The 16496-nt window shown below is 57.0% G+C and carries 13 protein-coding genes and 1 pseudogene; 13 read left to right on the forward strand and 1 reads right to left on the reverse strand.

What is annotated here, in order from left to right; genetic code table 11:
- The first annotated feature begins 190 nt into the window (after positions 1-190).
- From ACIPIN_RS21935 to ACIPIN_RS21965, 7 genes are all read left to right on the forward strand, one after another.
- Complete coding sequence (locus tag ACIPIN_RS21935; RefSeq protein WP_401122021.1) at positions 191-1243, forward strand: GlxA family transcriptional regulator; 1053 nt, start codon at positions 191-193, stop codon at positions 1241-1243.
- A 250-nt stretch (positions 1244-1493) separates the two neighbouring features.
- Positions 1494-4322: a 2-oxoglutarate dehydrogenase E1 component gene (locus tag ACIPIN_RS21940; RefSeq protein WP_401122023.1), complete on the forward strand. Its 2829-nt coding sequence runs from the start codon at positions 1494-1496 to the stop codon at positions 4320-4322.
- Positions 4323-4445: 123 nt separating this feature from the next.
- Positions 4446-5213 carry a metallophosphoesterase gene (locus ACIPIN_RS21945; RefSeq protein WP_401122025.1) on the forward strand — a complete coding sequence of 256 codons (768 nt, stop codon included), beginning with the start codon at positions 4446-4448 and terminating at the stop codon, positions 5211-5213.
- 107 nt (positions 5214-5320) lie between these two features.
- The gene (locus tag ACIPIN_RS21950; RefSeq protein WP_401122027.1) at positions 5321-6205 is read left to right on the forward strand and encodes a LysR family transcriptional regulator; all 885 of its coding nucleotides are present in this window, start codon (positions 5321-5323) and stop codon (positions 6203-6205) included.
- 208 nt (positions 6206-6413) lie between these two features.
- On the forward strand, positions 6414-7403 hold the full coding sequence (locus ACIPIN_RS21955; protein ID WP_401122029.1) for a quinone oxidoreductase family protein: 990 nt from the start codon (positions 6414-6416) through the stop codon (positions 7401-7403).
- Between the two features lie 103 nt (positions 7404-7506).
- Positions 7507-7989 (forward strand): nuclear transport factor 2 family protein, encoded by a 483-nt coding sequence (locus tag ACIPIN_RS21960; RefSeq protein WP_401122031.1) that lies wholly within the window; start codon positions 7507-7509, stop codon positions 7987-7989.
- Positions 7990-8025: 36 nt separating this feature from the next.
- Complete coding sequence (locus tag ACIPIN_RS21965; protein ID WP_401122033.1) at positions 8026-9117, forward strand: alkene reductase; 1092 nt, start codon at positions 8026-8028, stop codon at positions 9115-9117.
- A gap of 89 nt (positions 9118-9206) precedes the next feature.
- Here the strand turns inward: ACIPIN_RS21965 and ACIPIN_RS21970 are convergent.
- Positions 9207-9332 (reverse strand): annotated as a pseudogene (locus tag ACIPIN_RS21970) (IS110 family transposase); the annotation flags it as partial.
- 272 nt (positions 9333-9604) lie between these two features.
- On the opposite strand from ACIPIN_RS21970, the gene ACIPIN_RS21975 reads away from it, so the two are divergent.
- From ACIPIN_RS21975 to kdpB, 6 genes are all read left to right on the forward strand, one after another.
- Complete coding sequence (locus tag ACIPIN_RS21975; protein WP_401122035.1) at positions 9605-9877, forward strand: DUF2790 domain-containing protein; 273 nt, start codon at positions 9605-9607, stop codon at positions 9875-9877.
- Between the two features lie 143 nt (positions 9878-10020).
- On the forward strand, positions 10021-10692 hold the full coding sequence (locus ACIPIN_RS21980; RefSeq protein ID WP_401122037.1) for a heavy metal response regulator transcription factor: 672 nt from the start codon (positions 10021-10023) through the stop codon (positions 10690-10692).
- Entirely contained in the window at positions 10689-12155 is a 1467-nt protein-coding gene (locus ACIPIN_RS21985) for a heavy metal sensor histidine kinase (protein ID WP_401122039.1), read from the forward strand. The genes ACIPIN_RS21980 and ACIPIN_RS21985 overlap by 4 nt, the downstream gene beginning before the upstream one ends.
- A gap of 380 nt (positions 12156-12535) precedes the next feature.
- Positions 12536-12628 carry a K(+)-transporting ATPase subunit F gene (kdpF, locus tag ACIPIN_RS21990; protein WP_262116928.1) on the forward strand — a complete coding sequence of 31 codons (93 nt, stop codon included), beginning with the start codon at positions 12536-12538 and terminating at the stop codon, positions 12626-12628.
- Entirely contained in the window at positions 12625-14397 is a 1773-nt protein-coding gene (kdpA, locus tag ACIPIN_RS21995) for a potassium-transporting ATPase subunit KdpA (RefSeq protein ID WP_401122042.1), read from the forward strand. The genes kdpF and kdpA overlap by 4 nt, the downstream gene beginning before the upstream one ends.
- A 10-nt stretch (positions 14398-14407) precedes the next feature.
- Positions 14408-16486: a potassium-transporting ATPase subunit KdpB gene (gene kdpB, locus ACIPIN_RS22000; protein ID WP_401122045.1), complete on the forward strand. Its 2079-nt coding sequence runs from the start codon at positions 14408-14410 to the stop codon at positions 16484-16486.
- The last annotated feature ends 10 nt before the right edge of the window (positions 16487-16496 follow it).

Here is a 16496-nt window from a genome sequence, read left to right on the forward strand (position 1 = left end):
TTCCGGCGACCGATAGTGTGCCCCTATAATCATCGAGACTCCCTGGCTCCAATTGTGCGAGCTATGGGCCAGATTGAAAGAGACAACAAGCGCTAACGGCGAGAAACTGTTTGCGACCCGCCGTGAAAACGCCGTAGATCCTGGAGCACTACTGTCACCCACCCCACGGAGGCCGAAAAGGAAGGTTCAGATGAGACTTGCACTGGTTGTTTTTGATGGGGTCCAGGCGCTGGATGTAGCAGGTCCACTCGATGTCTTCGCGGAAGCGAATTCATTCCTGCCGGAAGGTCAGCGTTATGACGTCTCAATGGTTGGGGTTCAGCCAGGAAATGTACGGTGCTCGAACGGGATGGAGATTGCCGTTCCCTATCACTATCAAAACTATCCGGGCCATTGCGACCTGTTGCTCGTGGCCGGTGGTCCGAGGATGCCGGACGCACGGCCAGAGGAAGGTTTTCTGGATTGGCTTCGGCGTCAGGCGGACGGTTCGCGGCGATTTGGATCGGTGTGCAATGGCGCGTTTCTGTTAGGTCATGCCGGCTTGCTGGATGGACGCGAAGTGACCGCACACTGGAATGATGTTCAGCGGCTGGAAGATCAATTCCCTCTTACCTTCATCCGGCCGGACAAAATTTTCGTACGCGATGGAGATCTTTTCACCTCTGCAGGCGTATCGGCAGGCATTGATTTATGCCTGTCTTTGGTCGCTGAAGACTGGGGCAACGAACTGGCGGTAACCGTCGCAAAACGCCTGGTTGTGTATATCCACAGGGAGGGCGGACAGTCACAATCGAGCCCATTCCTGGCCTTGCGCCCCGAAGAGAACTCGATCGTCACTACGGTGATGCGCTATGTAACCGATCACATCGGCGAAGCGTTTTCGATGGACCAACTGGCAGATGCCGTATCGGTGAGCCGCCGCACTTTTTCGAGAATATTTTCCAAATACGCGGCTGTTACGCCTGCTGTTTTCGTCGAACAAGTGCGGGTTGATCACGCTCGAAAAATGCTCGAAGACACAGACACCCCACTAAAAACCATTGCATTTAATTGTGGCTTTCATAATTCAACTCATATGCGCATGATTTTTTCACGGCGCTTGAATACCACACCGAAAGAATATCGGAGCAACTTCAGAAGTACTGAGAAAAGCGCAAAAACAATAGACATGGAGATCTCGCAATCGATCACACATACCACAAAAAAATCGAAGCGGCATAAAATAGCAATCGCCAGCGAATAATCACCCATTTGGCGGCGCTCGATACACAACGATGGCACCGACACTCATTCACATCAAGTTTATAAAGCATCGATTTCAGGCCAGACTCAATCACTTTCCGGTCAAATACGAGCGGGTCTTGTTCGTGCGGACGCTTGGCCGAAAATCGACTTTTATTGGCCTTGAACAGCAACACCTACTACCTGTCTGAAGTTACTTTTTCGTTAGCATTGCTCTAACTATTCGAGGACAGAGAAACGAGGAGTTAACGATGCAAAGCCAAAAAACTTCAGTCTTACATGGCGGCAACGCCTCCTATGTCGAAGAGTTATATGAGCGGTTTCTCGTTGACTCCTTGGCCGTTTCAGATCAATGGCGCACCTATTTTGAATCACTTCGTCTGCCCCTCGGAGAGGGCGGGCTTCAGATAGATGACATCGCACACGCGCCGATAATTGAGCAATTTGTGCAGCTTGCGCGACGTGCCGGGCGCAAGGCTTTGTCGGTAGCTGCGCCAGACCTGGAAACTGCTCGCAGACAGTTGGCAGCTCAATCATTAATCGCAGCCTTTCGAATGGTCGGCGCACGTCGGGCCGACCTTGATCCTCTGCGATGGGCTCCATTACCTCCCATGCCGGAGCTGTCGCCGGTGTTTCACGGACTGGATAGCGCCGACTTGGCAAAAAAAATCGAGCTACCAGGCAATCCATTCTGGAAAGGCGAAGCGTCTATCGCTGACCTGGTATCCGCGTTAGAGGCAACGTACTGCGGAACGTTAGGCACAGAGTTCACGTACCTGAGCGACCCGTTGCAACGCGATTGGTGGCAGAACCGTCTTGAGTCCACACGATCAAAACCGGCGCTCGGTCCCGAGAAAAAACTTCGCATTCTTGAGCGCCTTTCGGCAGCGGAAGGGTTCGAGAAATATCTACATATCCGGTACACCGGGCAAAAACGATTTTCTCTGGAAGGCGGTGAGTCCTTGATCGTCCTTCTGGATGAGCTCATCAGCCATGGTGCTAAAAATGGTGTATGCAATGTCGTCATGGGCATGGCCCACCGTGGTCGTTTAAATGTTCTGGTGAACACGGTTGGTAAGCCACCGGCTTATCTGTTCGATGAGTTTGATAACAAGGCTGCGAATGTTCTGCCGGCGGGTGACGTGAAGTACCACAAGGGGTTCACGGGGAACATAAAGACGGAAAACGGCGCGGTGAAAGTCGTGCTGGCCTTCAACCCTTCTCACCTGGAAATCGTCAACCCGGTTGTTCAAGGAATGGCTCGGGCTCAAAGCGAGGAGTTTGAAGCCTCCCAGCGTGGGCGCGTGCTGCCGGTGGAAATCCATGGCGATGTGGCGATTTCCGGACAGGGTATTGTCATGGAAACCCTGAGTCTGAGTTACACCAAAGGGTATGGCACCGGAGGAACGGTGCATATCGTTGTGAACAATCAGATTGGCTTTACCACTTCTGACCCACAAGAAACCAGGTCCTCATTTTTCTGTACTGACATTGCAAAAATGATTGAGGCGCCGGTCTTGCACGTAAACGGTGATGATCCTGAGGCCGTTGTCAATGCGGTACAGCTCGCCCTTGATTTCCGCAAAGAGTTTGGCAAAAGCGTAGTCATCGACCTGGTCTGCTTCAGGCGGCACGGCCATCAGGAGCAAGACACACCCAACATTACTCAGCCACTGATGTACCGATCGATCGGTGCCCATCCGGGCATCCGTCAAATCTATGCAAATAAGCTGGTCGCTTCAGGACTGGTGACTGACGAGCAGGTTTTGTCCATCGCGCACGCTTACCGCGACGGTCTGGAAAATGCTCAGTCTGACGCGATAAATGAAAGTACGGAAGACACCTCACTGGCCGTACACACGGCTCAACATCACTCACAAAGTCCGACTACCAGCTTTTACTCGGCACCGACACTCGAGCAAATTAAAGCGCTGGCTGCCCGAATCTCCGAGCTTCCTGCGGATTTCAAGTTGCACCCTCTTGTCTCCAAGGTCATCAATGGCCGGCACGAGATGGCAATAGGCGCAAAGCCGTTGGATTGGGGCATGGGGGAACACCTTGCTTTCGCATCCGTGTTGTCCGCTGGTGTCGATGTCAGACTGAGTGGGGAGGATTGCGAGCGAGGCACTTTCAGCCATCGGCACGCCGTCTTGAATCCGCAGAATCGTGAGATACGTGGACAGGGTAAATATCGGCCCCTGGATCATGTTGCCCCAGGGCAGCAAGGCAATTTCACGGTCATCAATTCGGTGTTATCCGAAGCTGCGGTCCTGGCCTTTGAATACGGTTACACCATTGCTCGTCCCGACACATTTGTTCTGTGGGAAGCTCAATTCGGAGATTTCGCCAACGGCGCGCAGGTCGTCACTGACCAGTTCATTGCCGCTGGCGCTGCCAAATGGGGTCAGCAAAGTGCATTGACCCTGTTGTTGCCTCACGGGCAAGAAGGTCAGGGTCCGGAACACGCTTCAGCCAGACTGGAGCGATACCTGCAATTATGTGCGCAAGACAACATGCGGGTTTGTCAGCCGACGACGCCGGCTCAGTTCTTCCATTTGCTACGACGTCAGGCTTTGCATTCCGCCCCTAGGCCATTGATTGTGATGACTCCGAAATCCTTGTTGAGGCATCCCGAAGCTGTGAGCGAGCTAGAAGAGTTTTCTCAGGGATCTTTTCAGGAAGTCATTGGAGAGATGCATACCACTCCTGCGGAACAGGAAAAGGTGACCCGTGTGATCGCCTGTTCCGGAAAAATTTACTATGAACTGTTGGCACACCGCCGTGCTGCCAATGCTGAACATATCGCTTTGGTTCGACTGGAACAGCTCTTTCCTTTTCCTTACGAGGCGCTGGCTGATGAGCTCGGTCGTTACAACAACTTGAAATCGATGGTGTGGTGCCAGGAGGAATCCCGCAATCAGGGTGCGTGGAGTTTCGTCGATGATTATCTGCGTGACATTACCCCGGAATCGGCCTCGCTTCGTTACGCGGGACCACCACCGGGTGCATCCACGGCGCCTGGCAATATGACGATGCACCTTGAGCAACAACGGCTGGTCATTCAAAGCGCGTTTTCTTAGGGAACACTCTCGCGCCCTCTCGTCGCCATCGTGGTGTCGAGAGGGAGTCGCCAGGCTTGTCGCAAGAGGTGATCAACGCGTAAGTTGGATGGGCTGCCATTTAAAACCGGTAGGAGTTGATCAATGCGCATCGCCTTGCTGTCCGATATCCACTTGTCCGTCAACGCATTACCTTTTCCCGATGTGGATGCCGATGTTGTAGTGCTCGCCGGAGACATCTCCCGACCGGCAGCGGCCATTGAGTGGGCCAAATCCTGCCCTGCTCCGGTCGTATACGTGGCAGGCAATCACGAGTTTTATGGCAGTGACCTGATCTCTACCTACGAGCACTTGAACAGGTTGTCGGAAGGCACACAGATCCACGTATTGGAACGTTCGGAGTATGTCCACAACGGTGTGCGGTTTTTGGGTTGCACCCTGTGGTCTGACTATCGTCTTTTCGATTCCGCAGAGGATCGGGCACAGGGCATTGATCTGGCGACGAAGGTCATTCGGGACTTCACCCACATAAAAATCTCCCCTGATTTTCAAGACCTGTTCACTCCAGCGATTTCCCAACTGGTTTTTTTACAGACAGTCGCTTGGCTGGAAGACTGCTTCACCAAAAACAGAACCATGCCCACCGTGGTGGTTTCCCATTTCGCACCGACACGGTTGAGCATAAGCCCGCTTTTCAGGCGTTCTCCGATTAATTCGAGTTTTGTTTCAGACCTCGAAGACCGGATCAAAGACTGGCAGCCGGCACTTTGGCTACATGGTCACACCCACGGGAGCTTTGACTATCGGGTGGGCAACACCCGCGTCATTTGCAATGCCCGGGGCTATGCAAAAAACGGCGTTAATGAAAACCCTGATTTTGATGACTCATACGTGATTGATCTGGATATCTGAGGCAACACCATCAGATCAACAGATCCAGCGTATCAAACAGTTCAACATCCTTTCCGACGAAACAGAGCGAACCGCTCTGGCCACCCATTATTCTGGATTCGCGAAATATGGACACGATCGACGCGTTGCGAATCTTTGTCAGTATCGATAAATCCGGCAGTCTGAGTGGTGCAGCACGCCAACATTCGCTGGCAACCTCGACAGTCAGTGGTGCCTTGCAGCAGTTGGAGCAGAACGCAGGGGTGCGGCTGATCACGAGGTCCACTCGGCGACTGAGCTTCACTCACGAGGGCCGACAATTCCTGTGTGAGGCAAGAAAGATATTGGCCGTGTGGGACGCCACACTTGAGGGCGTCAAAGAGGGGCCGTTGACAGGACTCATCCGCTTCACGACCACTCAGGATTTTGGCAGCGAAGTGGTTGCTCCCTTGATCGACAGTTTTTTGGAGTTGCATCCCGGCATTCGTTTCGACCTGCTATTGGCCGAAGACGTGCTTGATCTGGTTCAGAACCATCTGGACTTCGCGTTACGTCACGGCCCCTTGTCCGATTCTTCGCTCAGGGCTCGACTACTGGTTTCAGGACGTCGAGTGATTTCTGCGGCTCCGACCTATTGGGCCGCTCATGGCAAACCGACTTGCCCTCAGGATTTGCCGCGTCACAACTGCTTAGTGATCTCGCGACCAGACCGCTCATTTTCAACCTGGTCATTTACCGAGGGCGGTAAACGGCTGAGGGTGAAGGTGTCGGGGAATCGGATGGCCAACAATGGCGGAGTGCTCCGACAGTGGGCCATCAAAGGCTACGGTGTTGTCATGAGTCCGTTATGGAATATCCGCAAAGAACTGCAAGCCGGTGTGCTGTCGACTGCCCTGGAGGGGTTTCTTCCCGATGAGGCTAACCTGTATGCCGTTACCGCTGAAGGTGTGGCGAGTCGTCGGGTCACCGCGTTCCTCGACTTTCTCGCGCGGGAATTGGCAGGATTTGCGTAGCCCGGCTTATTCCAATCCGTGGATTCCATTCATTTGGGAACACAAATCCATTTACTCGGTACCTTTTCTCATCTTCAAAACTGATTTTATTTTTCGCAAATCGCGAAAGGTGATATCGACTTTGACCGGCTTATCGTCCCTCCAAAAACACCTGAAACTGTACCTCATTAAATCGGGTTAGCTCGTAACCCTACTGAGGAACATGATCATGCCAGTTACCGCCAAAGCCGCCGTTATCCACGGATACGGTGCCCCAGAAGCCCTGAAGTTTGAAGAGATCGAGATTGCCGAACCGGGCGACGATCAAGTACTGGTGCGCAACACCGTAATCGGCGTGAATTTCGTTGACGTCTACTTCCGTCGTGGCACGCTGCCTGTACCGCAGTTCCCTATGATTGTCGGTGACGAGGCCGCTGGGATCGTCGAAGCCGTTGGCCGAAATGTCACCTCGGTCAAGGTCGGAGACCGAGTGATTTATGGCGATAGCCACATCAACTTCGGCGCCTATGCCAGCAAAAAGCTGCACCTGGCCGATCGGGTGATGGTCATCCCCGAAGGCGTCACCGACGAGCAGGCTGCAGCCAGTTTTCTCAAGGGCCTGACCGCGCGTTATCTGGTGAAAGAAGTCGTGGCACTCAAGCCGGGCGACACCATTCTTTACCACGCGGCCGCTGGCGGCGTTGGGCAGATCTTCGTGCAGTGGGCCAAGTCATTGGGGCTGCGCGTATTCGGCACGGTGTCCACTGACAGCAAGGCTCAAGTCGCGCACGATGCGGGTTGCGATGAGGTCATCAACTACACCACGGAAGACTTCGTTGCCCGTGTTCTCGAGCTGACTGGCGGCGTAGGTGTGAACGCGGTATTCGATTCCGTGGGCAAGGACACCTTTCTCGGCTCACTGGCCGTACTCAAACCACGCGGTACGCTGGTGCAGTTTGGCAAAGCGTCTGGTTTCCCGGAACCGTTCGACCCTTTCTTGCTGATGCCAAAAGCACTGTACCTGACGTGGGCGATCCTGCCGCACTACACCTCGTCAGTGGAGGATTTCAAAATGGCTGCCGCCGACCTGCTGGGGGCCATTCAATCGGGCATCCTCAAAGTCGATCCGAGCCACGTCTATGCGTTCGAACAGGTCGTGCAAGCGCACCAGGATCTTGAAGAACGACGCACGACCGGTTCTGTGGTGATGCGCGTTTAGCCGATCACGGATCACCCGCCAGTAAAGATGTGCAAACGACGCGGCAGCCCCTACTCAATCATGAGGCTGCAGCTACACCTTGAGTTATGTCCCTGGGGCACCCATGAACACCAAACTGAACCAACTGATTTCGCTGGAAGCCATCAGAAATTTACGAGTCCTCTACTGCCACCATTTGGACAGTGGCCGGATCGACTCGCTCACGAAGCTATTCACCGAAGATGGCATTCTCCAAGTGGATCGAGGCTGCTGGAGAGGTCGTGAAGAGATCCACGCCGGCCTGTCTATAGCCTTCGCCGAGTACGACGTCGAACTGCGCGGCGCCTACCCGTTCGTTCACCTGGTTTCCAACCAGTGGGTTGAACTACTGGACGAAAACCACGCCGAGGGACGCTGCCACATGCAGTTCTTGGCGACCGAACGAGCCGTCGAGGTAAACCCACTGATACTCATGGGCATCTATGCCGACGAGTACCGCCGGGTCGATGGTCAATGGCTGATCAGCCGCACACGCCTGGACGTCATCTGGCCAAAGCCCGACATCGCTGGTGGTGAACCCGGCAACGGCCTCGTGCTGCCGTCCTGACCTCCTCCACGCTGTCTTTGTTATTTGGTGATTTACATGTCTGCACTCTTTTCACCCGTCCACATCGGCCCCTATGCCGTCGCCCATCGCGTCGTGATGGCCCCGCTCACCCGCCTGCGTGCAATGGAAAGCGGTATCCCGGGCGACCTGATGGTCGAACACTATGCACAACGCGCCAGCCAGGGCGGTCTGATCATTGCCGAATCCACAGCGGTGTCGATTCGCGGTCGATCCTATCTGGGCGCGCCCGGCATCTATACCGACGAACAGGTCGCCGGCTGGAAGAACGTCGTTGATGCGGTTCATGCAAAAGGCGGCCGAATCTTCCTGCAAATGTGCCACTCAGGCCGTCAGTCGCACCGCGACCTCCAGCCCGGTGGCGATGAACCACTTGCACCTTCCGCCCTCTCCTTTGACGGCATGGCTCTTACCAAGAGCGGCTGGCAGCCGGTTTCGATGCCTCGTGAGATGACCCTGGACGAGATCAGCGTCGCGATCGAAGAGTTTCGCCTGGGCGCCACGCGCGCACTCGCTGCCGGCTTCGACGGCGTCGAGATCCACGGTGCGAACGGTTATCTGATCGATCAGTTCATCCAGGATGGTACGAACCTGCGTACCGACACCTACGGTGGCCCGGTGGAAAACCGTGTCCGTTTCCTCCTCGACGTGACCAAGGCAGCCATCTCGGTGTTCGGTGCAGATCGCGTGGGTGTGCGCCTTTCGCCGGCCGGCGAATTCGGAGGCATGGCGGACAGCAATCCGATGGCGACCTTCGGCTACGCTGCCGGTCAACTCAACCCATTGGGCGTCGCCTACCTGCACATTATCGAGCCCCGCGTAAAAGGCGAGGTGAATATTCGCGAAGGCGGAGCGCCGGTGGCTGCACAGCATCTGCGAGCGATATTCAACGGCCCGATCATCGCCGCCGGTGGCTTTGATGCCGAGTCGGCTGCCGCTGCGGTCCGAGATGGAGACGCCGACCTGGTCGCCTTTGGCCGAGACTTCGTCGCCAACCCTGATCTGCCGCATCGCGTGCAGAACGGCCTGCCGCTGAATGCCTACGACCGCAGCACGTTCTACACCAGCGATCACCGCGGCTACAACGACTACCCGTTCGCTACGGTTTAAATCCTGCATGCAGGCCGACTGACGCTGTGCAGGTCAGTCGGTCGGTCGGTAAGGGCATGACACTAGACCTGTAGATACCGTCTTGAACCTCATCGCGCAATAGCGATGTTTGGGTCAAACGGTATGACTGATTTGAGCACGCCATAAACCAGATGCAACAGCTTGCGCATCGCAGCACAGATGATCTGTTTGGGAGCCTTCCCTTTGGCTTTCAGACAATCCACGCTTGTGGACTCGCCCCTATCAGCGCGTTGCTCGACGAGGTAACGCCATTTCGCTCCTACCGGTGCTGATCAATCCAGCGCTGCAAAGCAGACTTGATCACCTCAGCGACATGCCGCTGGAGCACATCAGCCTTAGCCTTAGCTCGGACAAGATTGCATTACAACTTTGTAATTGTGCTGTTCGTCGGCTGTTTGAGTTGCCTTGTTACTGTGAACTCACTGCCAAACAACAGGCAGCCCACCGTAACCAGGGAGATACTGCCATGAAACTGTTCATCCTCGGGTTCACCACCCTCCTCGCCGCCGGTTCAGCCTTCGCCGATACCACCGGCACTACCGGCACCACCGACACCTCGGCGGTGATCCACGACGAGACCGGATTCTTCGTCCACATGGACATTGCGAAAGTCATATCCATGACTGACATCTCGGACCAATGCGGCGTAATTCCGGCCCGTCTCGATTACCTGGATCATCAGGGTCGGGAACATGTGCTGGACTATCGGGTTCAAGGACGCTGCACGAACGAAAACTGATGAGATGCTTTCATATGACTGTCCGGGAGCGGGCAATACGCAACACAACCTGATGACTGGGCTAAACTTGCGTGTAGCCTGCTCGCGGCTTTCAGGTCCGTTTTTTGTGGATCGAATACCGAAACTGAACCAGGGTAATTCTTATGAACATCCTTGTAGTGGAAGACGAACCCAAGGCGGGCAATTACTTACTCAATGGTCTGCAGGAGCAGGGATACTCCGTCAGCCTGGCCCGCGATGGCGTTGATGGTTTACACCAGGCCCTGGAAATGTCTTTCGACGTCATCGTGCTGGATGTGATGATGCCGAAGATGGACGGCTGGGAAGTGCTGCGCCGCCTGCGCAAGGAAGCCGACACGCCGGTACTGTTCCTGACCGCGCGGGATGACATCGCCGACCGAATCAAAGGCCTGGAACTGGGGGCCGACGACTACCTGATCAAACCCTTTTCTTTCGCCGAACTGGTCGCACGCCTGCGCACGCTGACCCGCCGAGGTCCGACCCGGGAAGAAGAGCAACTACAGATCGCTGACCTGCAGATTGATGTAATCAAACGCCGCGTCACCCGCGCCGGCGTGCGAGTAACGCTGACAAACAAGGAGTTTGCATTGTTGCACCTGCTCGCCACGCATCAGGATCAGGTGCTGTCTCGTTCACTGATCGCCTCCCGGGTCTGGGATATGAACTTTGACAGCGACACCAACGTGGTGGACGTGGCTGTGCGACGCCTGCGCTTGAAAATCGACGACCCTTTCCAGCTGAAGCTGATCCACAGTGTGCGGGGCATTGGCTACCGCTTTGATACGCAACCATGAACCTTCGCCATTACTCCCTGACGCTGCGCCTGGCTGTGGTGTTTGCCTTGCTGGCCTTCGCCCTGCTGGCAACCACCGGCGTCGCACTGTACCGCGATCTTGAACGCGAACTGATACAACGCGACGAGTCCACCCTGGTCTACCGCGTAGATCAGCTGCGTAATTTTCTCAATGGCAGCAATACGCTGGAACTGATCAGGACCAAACCTGTGCTGTTTCAGAACATGCTGGGCAATCGCGAGTACGTACTCACTGTTGGCGTTTCAGGGGAAGCCCCTTTACTACAGGTCAATCCCAGAGATATCGAGATTCCCGACCTCACTCCCGTGGCAATGGACCACTCCCTGGCACTGACAGATGTACAGCATCTACCTGCCGTGAACGGTACCCCCTTCGCGGCCATCTCCGCGAGTATCGACTCGGGCAAACTGAAAATGACCATTGGCTGCCTGATGACCGAGCGAACCGCAGTGCTCGCCAGTTATCGTCTCAGCGTATACGTCCTCGCCGGTCTCGCGGCCATTGTCCTGGCGCTGGCTGGATATCTAATGGTTCACCGCGGTTTACTGCCCCTCAGACGCCTGGCGCATCAAGCCCACGGTATCGGCATTGGCAATCTGACAGAGCGACTCGACGGCCGAGGCGCCCCGAAGGAGTTGCTCCCGATGATCGACTCTTTCAACACCATGCTTGAGCGACTCGCCAAGGGTTTTGCGCAACTGAGCCAGGTCTCAACTGACATGGCCCACGAACTACGCACGCCCATCAACAACTTGCTGGGTGAAACCCAGGTCGCCATGCAGCAGAACCGCAGCATGGAACATTACCAGCAGTTGCTCGCCTCCAACGTCGAAGAACTCGAACGCCTGACACGCATGCTCGACAACATGCTGTTCCTCGCTCGTACTGACCCCGGTAGCGCTCGTGATCAGCGCCAGGAACTGAGCGCCGCCGACGAGCTGGAACGCGTAGCCGATTACTTTGAAGGTCTGGCCGCGGACGTCGATATCACCATCCGCACGGAGGGCGAGGGCCTTATCTGGGCCGAGCCAACGCTGCTACGCCGCGCCTTGGCTAACCTGTGTGCCAATGCGATTAAATATGGTGCACCTCATTCCGAACTGTTGATCCAGGCCACGCCGTCCGAGGATGGCATCAATCTGCGCGTGCGCAACTACGGAACAACCATCCCGGCGGAACACCTTCCAAGATTATTCGAGCGTTTCTACCGCGTTGATCAATCACGCGAGCGCTCCGCCCTGTCCAATGGCCTGGGGCTTTCGATCGTAGCCACTATCATGCAGCTGCATTGTGGCCGCTACAGCGTCACCAGCGAGAATGGCGTGACCTGTTTCGAGCTGTTTTTCCCCATGCGGGATCATCAAGAGCCTCAGGCCGGCTTTCAAACCGGCCCAGACGCCCCTCGCCTCGGCATCGTTGCGAAGCGCCCCTCCCCCGGTTGACCTTCATCGAACTTCCACAGCAAGCTCGGTGGAGACCCATCCCCCACCGAGCACTTTGACGAGGCCGACACTGGCACTCAATTGTTGTGTCTGCAGGTCGAGGTGAGGGACTCTTAGGTTGATGTAGGACCTGTGTTGATGCAGTCCTGGACCTTTCATCTGCCGGCATTCGATCGGGTCGTCGTACTTGAATGGCGTCTTTATCAGATCTTTATTTCCCGCCCCCCAATTCTTTTAACAACTTACTAAACGTCCAACTAGGCTTGCCTCATCGCAGGAGGGAACGCCATGGACTTCTATTTTTTGCTACTCGGTGCACTGTTTTTCATCATTCTGGTCGGCTTGGCGCATGGCTGTGCGGCGCTTAACAGGAGACGGTCATGACGGGTTTCTATCTGTTCGGCGGCCTGATAGCAGCCGGTTTGCTGGTTTATCTCATCGCCGCGCTGCTGTTTCCGGAGGACTTCCTGTGACTATTCAAGCCTGGGTCCTGCTCGGGGCCTTTCTTCTATCGCTGGGCATTCTGGCCTGGCCCCTTGGACGTTGGCTGACCACCGTGATGGAGGGCAAATTTGCCTTTGGTTCACGCATCGAGTCGCCGCTGTATCGCCTGGCTGGCGTCAAGCCTGAAACGCAGATGGGCTGGCTTCAGTACGCACTCGCCCTGATCCTGTTCAACGCCCTCGGATTGTTGGCGGTGTATGCCTTGCAACGGTTGCAAGGTGTCCTGCCGTTCAATCCGCAGGGGTTTGCTGCCGTCACGCCCGACTCGTCGTTCAATACTGCGGCCAGTTTTGTCACCAACACCGACTGGCAAGGCTACAGCGGCGAATCAACGATGAGTTACCTGACCCAGATGCTCGCGTTGACGGTGCAGAACTTTCTGTCCGCCGCCACCGGCATTGTGGTGGCGATTGCCCTGATTCGCGGGTTCGCACGCCACAGCGCGGACAGCATTGGCAATGCCTGGACCGACCTCACCCGCATCACGCTGTGGGTGTTGTTGCCGCTGTCGCTGATATTCGCGCTGTTCTTCGTCAGCCAGGGGGCGATCCAGAATCTTGACCCCTATAAGGAAGTCACGACGATGGAGGTCATGCAGTACCAGGCGCCCGTGCTCAATGCCGCCGGCCTGCCGACCCTCGATGCTCAGGGCAATCCGGTGACTGTAGCCAGCAGCACTGACAAGCAGACCATCGCGATGGGGCCGGTCGCCTCGCAAGAGGCGATCAAGATGCTCGGCACCAACGGTGGCGGCTTCTTCAACGCCAACTCGGCACACCCCTACGAGAACCCGACAGCGCTCACCAATTTCCTTCAACTGATCGCGATCTTCCTGATCCCGACGGCACTGTGTTTCGTCTTTGGCCACGTCGTCGGTGACATACGCCAAGGCTGGGCGCTGCTGGCGACGATGACGATCATCTTCGTGATCGCCGTGGTGGCCGTCACTCATTACGAACAACTCGGCAATCCACAGTTTTCCGCGCTGGGCATCGATACGGCGGCGGGCAACATGGAAGGCAAGGAATTGCGCTTCGGCATCAGCGCCTCAAGCCTGTTCGCAGCCGTGACGACAGCAGCCTCATGCGGTGCGGTCAATGCGATGCACGACTCGTTCACTCCGCTGGGCGGTGCGGTGCCGCTGGTGCTGATGCAACTCGGTGAGGTGGTGTTCGGCGGCACCGGCTCGGGCCTGTACGGCATGCTGGTGTTCGCCATCCTCGCGGTGTTTATCGCCGGCCTGATGATCGGCCGTACACCTGAATACCTGGGCAAGAAGATCGAAGCCTTCGAGATGAAGATGGTCGCCATTGCGATTCTGGTGACGCCGCTGCTGGTGCTGTTCGGGACCGCCATCGCGGTCATGGCCGAGGCCGGCAAGCTGGGGATCGCCAACCCCGGCGCCCATGGCTTTTCGGAAATCCTCTACGCCTTCACCTCGGCGGCCAACAACAACGGCAGTGCCTTCGCCGGTCTGTCGGCCAACACTCCGTTCTACAACACGATGCTGGCGATCGTCAGCTGGTTTGGCCGCTTCGGCGTCATCGTGCCGGTGCTCGCGGTCGCTGGCAGCCTCGCCGCGAAGAAACGCCTGGCGGTGACCGGCGGAACGATGCCCACCCACGGGATGCTGTTCGTTGTTCTGTTGATTGGCACGGTGTTGCTGGTCGGCTTGCTGAACTATGTGCCGGCGCTCGCGCTGGGGCCCGTCGTCGAACACCTCATCATGATCAAGTGAGACCACGAACATGACACGCAAAGCGTTCTCCTTGTTCGACCCGAAACTGATAACTCCGGCCATGGTCGAGTCTGTGCGCAAACTCAGCCCCAGAATCCAGTGGCGCAATCCGGTGATGTTCGTCGTCTACATCGGCGCGATCATCACCACCGGCCTGTGGGTCCAGGCCCTCAGCGGCAAGGGTGAGGCCAGTACCGGGTTCATCCTCGCGATTGCCTTATGGCTGTGGTTCACCGTGCTGTTCGCCAACTTCGCCGAAGCGCTGGCTGAAGGCCGCAGCAAGGCCCAGGCGGCCTCCCTGCGCGACCTGAAAAAGCAAACCTGGGCCAAGAAACTGCACGAACCGCACTACGGCGCCGAGTGGCAACTGGCTCAGTCGAGTGACCTGTGCAAAGGCGATGTGGTGGTCGTTGAGGCTGGCGATCTAGCGGACTCGGTGATCCCCGCCGACGGCGAAGTGATCGAAGGTGCCGCTTCGGTGGACGAGTCGGCCATTACCGGCGAATCGGCCCCGGTGATACGTGAGTCTGGCGGCGACTTCTCGGCAGTGACCGGCGGCACGCGGGTGCTCTCGGACTGGATCGTCATCCGCGTGACCACCAACCCTGGCGAAACCTTCGTCGACCGCATGATCGCGATGGTCGAGAACGCCAAACGGCAAAAGACCCCGAATGAAATCGCCCTGTCGATCCTGCTGGTCGCGCTGACCATCGTGTTCCTCGGCGTGACGGTGACACTCTTGCCCTTCTCCCTGTTCGGGGTTGCGGCAGCCAAGTCCGGGGCGCCGGTGTCGATCACCGTGCTCATCTCACTGCTCGTGTGCCTGATTCCCACAACCATCGCCGGGCTGCTGTCAGCGGTCGGTGTGGCGGGCATGAGTCGCATGATGGAAGCCAACGTGATCGCCACCTCCGGCCGGGCCGTGGAGGCCGCCGGTGATGTGGATGTGCTGCTGCTCGACAAGACCGGGACCATCACCCTCGGCAACCGTCACGCCTCGGCGTTTTTACCGGCGCCGGGCATCAAGGAGGCGGAACTGGCGGATGTGGCGCAGCTCGCGTCCCTGGCCGACGAAACGCCTGAAGGGCGCAGCATCGTGGTCCTGGCCAAACAACGGTTCAACCTGCGAGAACGCGATATCGCTGCGCTCCACGCGCACTTCGTACACTTTTCAGCGCAGACCCGCATGAGCGGTGTCAACCTGGATGACCGGCAACTGCGCAAGGGTGCCGGCGAAGCGATCGTGCGGCATGTCCAGAGTCTGGGCGGGCAGTTTCCAGAGGCGGTACAGACCGTCGTCGAAGAAGTGGCGCGTCGGGGCAGTACGCCGCTGGTGGTCGCCGACGGGGCCAAGGTGCTGGGTGTCATCGAACTCAAGGACATCGTAAAAGGCGGCATCAAGGAGCGCTTCGTCGAACTACGTCGCATGGGGATCAAGACGGTCATGGTGACGGGCGACAACCGGGTCACCGCCGCCGCCATCGCCGCCGAGGCCGGTGTCGACGACTTTCTTGCCGAAGCGACACCCGAACAAAAGTTGCAGCTGATCCGCAGCTATCAGGCCGAAGGCCGGCTGGTGGCCATGACCGGCGACGGCACCAACGACGCCCCGGCACTGGCGCAGGCGGATGTTGCCGTGGCGATGAACTCCGGGACTCAGGCTGCCAAGGAAGCCGGCAATATGGTGGACCTGGACAGCAACCCGACGAAATTGATCGAGGTGGTGGAAACCGGCAAACAGATGCTGATGACCCGTGGCTCGCTGACCACCTTCTCGATTGCCAACGACATCGCCAAGTATTTCGCGATCGTGCCGGCGGCCTTCGTCACCACCTACCCGCAGCTCGCGGCACTCAACATCATGGGCCTGACGAGCCCGAACTCAGCGGTGCTGTCGGCGGTGATTTTCAATGCGCTGATTATCATTTTCCTGATTCCCCTGGCGCTCAAAGGCGTGAAATACCGCCCGGTCGGTGCAGCCCTGCTGCTGCGCCGCAACCTGTTGATCTACGGGCTGGGTGGGGTGATCGTTCCATTTATTGGCATAAAGATGATCGACATGGCGTTAACCCTTGTCGGTCTGACTTGAGGGAGCACTG

Origin of the sequence: Pseudomonas sp. NPDC087697 (genome assembly GCF_044743155.1) — a bacterium.
Taxonomy (GTDB): domain Bacteria; phylum Pseudomonadota; class Gammaproteobacteria; order Pseudomonadales; family Pseudomonadaceae; genus Aquipseudomonas.

Excerpts from the sequence above, each read along its gene's own strand:
- ACIPIN_RS21935 (WP_401122021.1), top strand. The coding sequence starts at position 191 with ATGAGACTTGCACTGGTTGTTTTTGATGGGGTCCAGGCGCTGGATGTA.
- ACIPIN_RS21940 (WP_401122023.1), top strand. The coding sequence starts at position 1,494 with ATGCAAAGCCAAAAAACTTCAGTCTTACATGGCGGCAACGCCTCCTAT.
- ACIPIN_RS21945 (WP_401122025.1), top strand. The coding sequence starts at position 4,446 with ATGCGCATCGCCTTGCTGTCCGATATCCACTTGTCCGTCAACGCATTA.
- ACIPIN_RS21950 (WP_401122027.1), top strand. The coding sequence starts at position 5,321 with ATGGACACGATCGACGCGTTGCGAATCTTTGTCAGTATCGATAAATCC.
- ACIPIN_RS21955 (WP_401122029.1), top strand. The coding sequence starts at position 6,414 with ATGCCAGTTACCGCCAAAGCCGCCGTTATCCACGGATACGGTGCCCCA.
- ACIPIN_RS21960 (WP_401122031.1), top strand. The coding sequence starts at position 7,507 with ATGAACACCAAACTGAACCAACTGATTTCGCTGGAAGCCATCAGAAAT.
- ACIPIN_RS21965 (WP_401122033.1), top strand. The coding sequence starts at position 8,026 with ATGTCTGCACTCTTTTCACCCGTCCACATCGGCCCCTATGCCGTCGCC.
- ACIPIN_RS21975 (WP_401122035.1), top strand. The coding sequence starts at position 9,605 with ATGAAACTGTTCATCCTCGGGTTCACCACCCTCCTCGCCGCCGGTTCA.
- ACIPIN_RS21980 (WP_401122037.1), top strand. The coding sequence starts at position 10,021 with ATGAACATCCTTGTAGTGGAAGACGAACCCAAGGCGGGCAATTACTTA.
- ACIPIN_RS21985 (WP_401122039.1), top strand. The coding sequence starts at position 10,689 with ATGAACCTTCGCCATTACTCCCTGACGCTGCGCCTGGCTGTGGTGTTT.
- kdpF (WP_262116928.1), top strand. The coding sequence starts at position 12,536 with ATGACGGGTTTCTATCTGTTCGGCGGCCTGATAGCAGCCGGTTTGCTG.
- kdpB (WP_401122045.1), top strand. The coding sequence starts at position 14,408 with ATGACACGCAAAGCGTTCTCCTTGTTCGACCCGAAACTGATAACTCCG.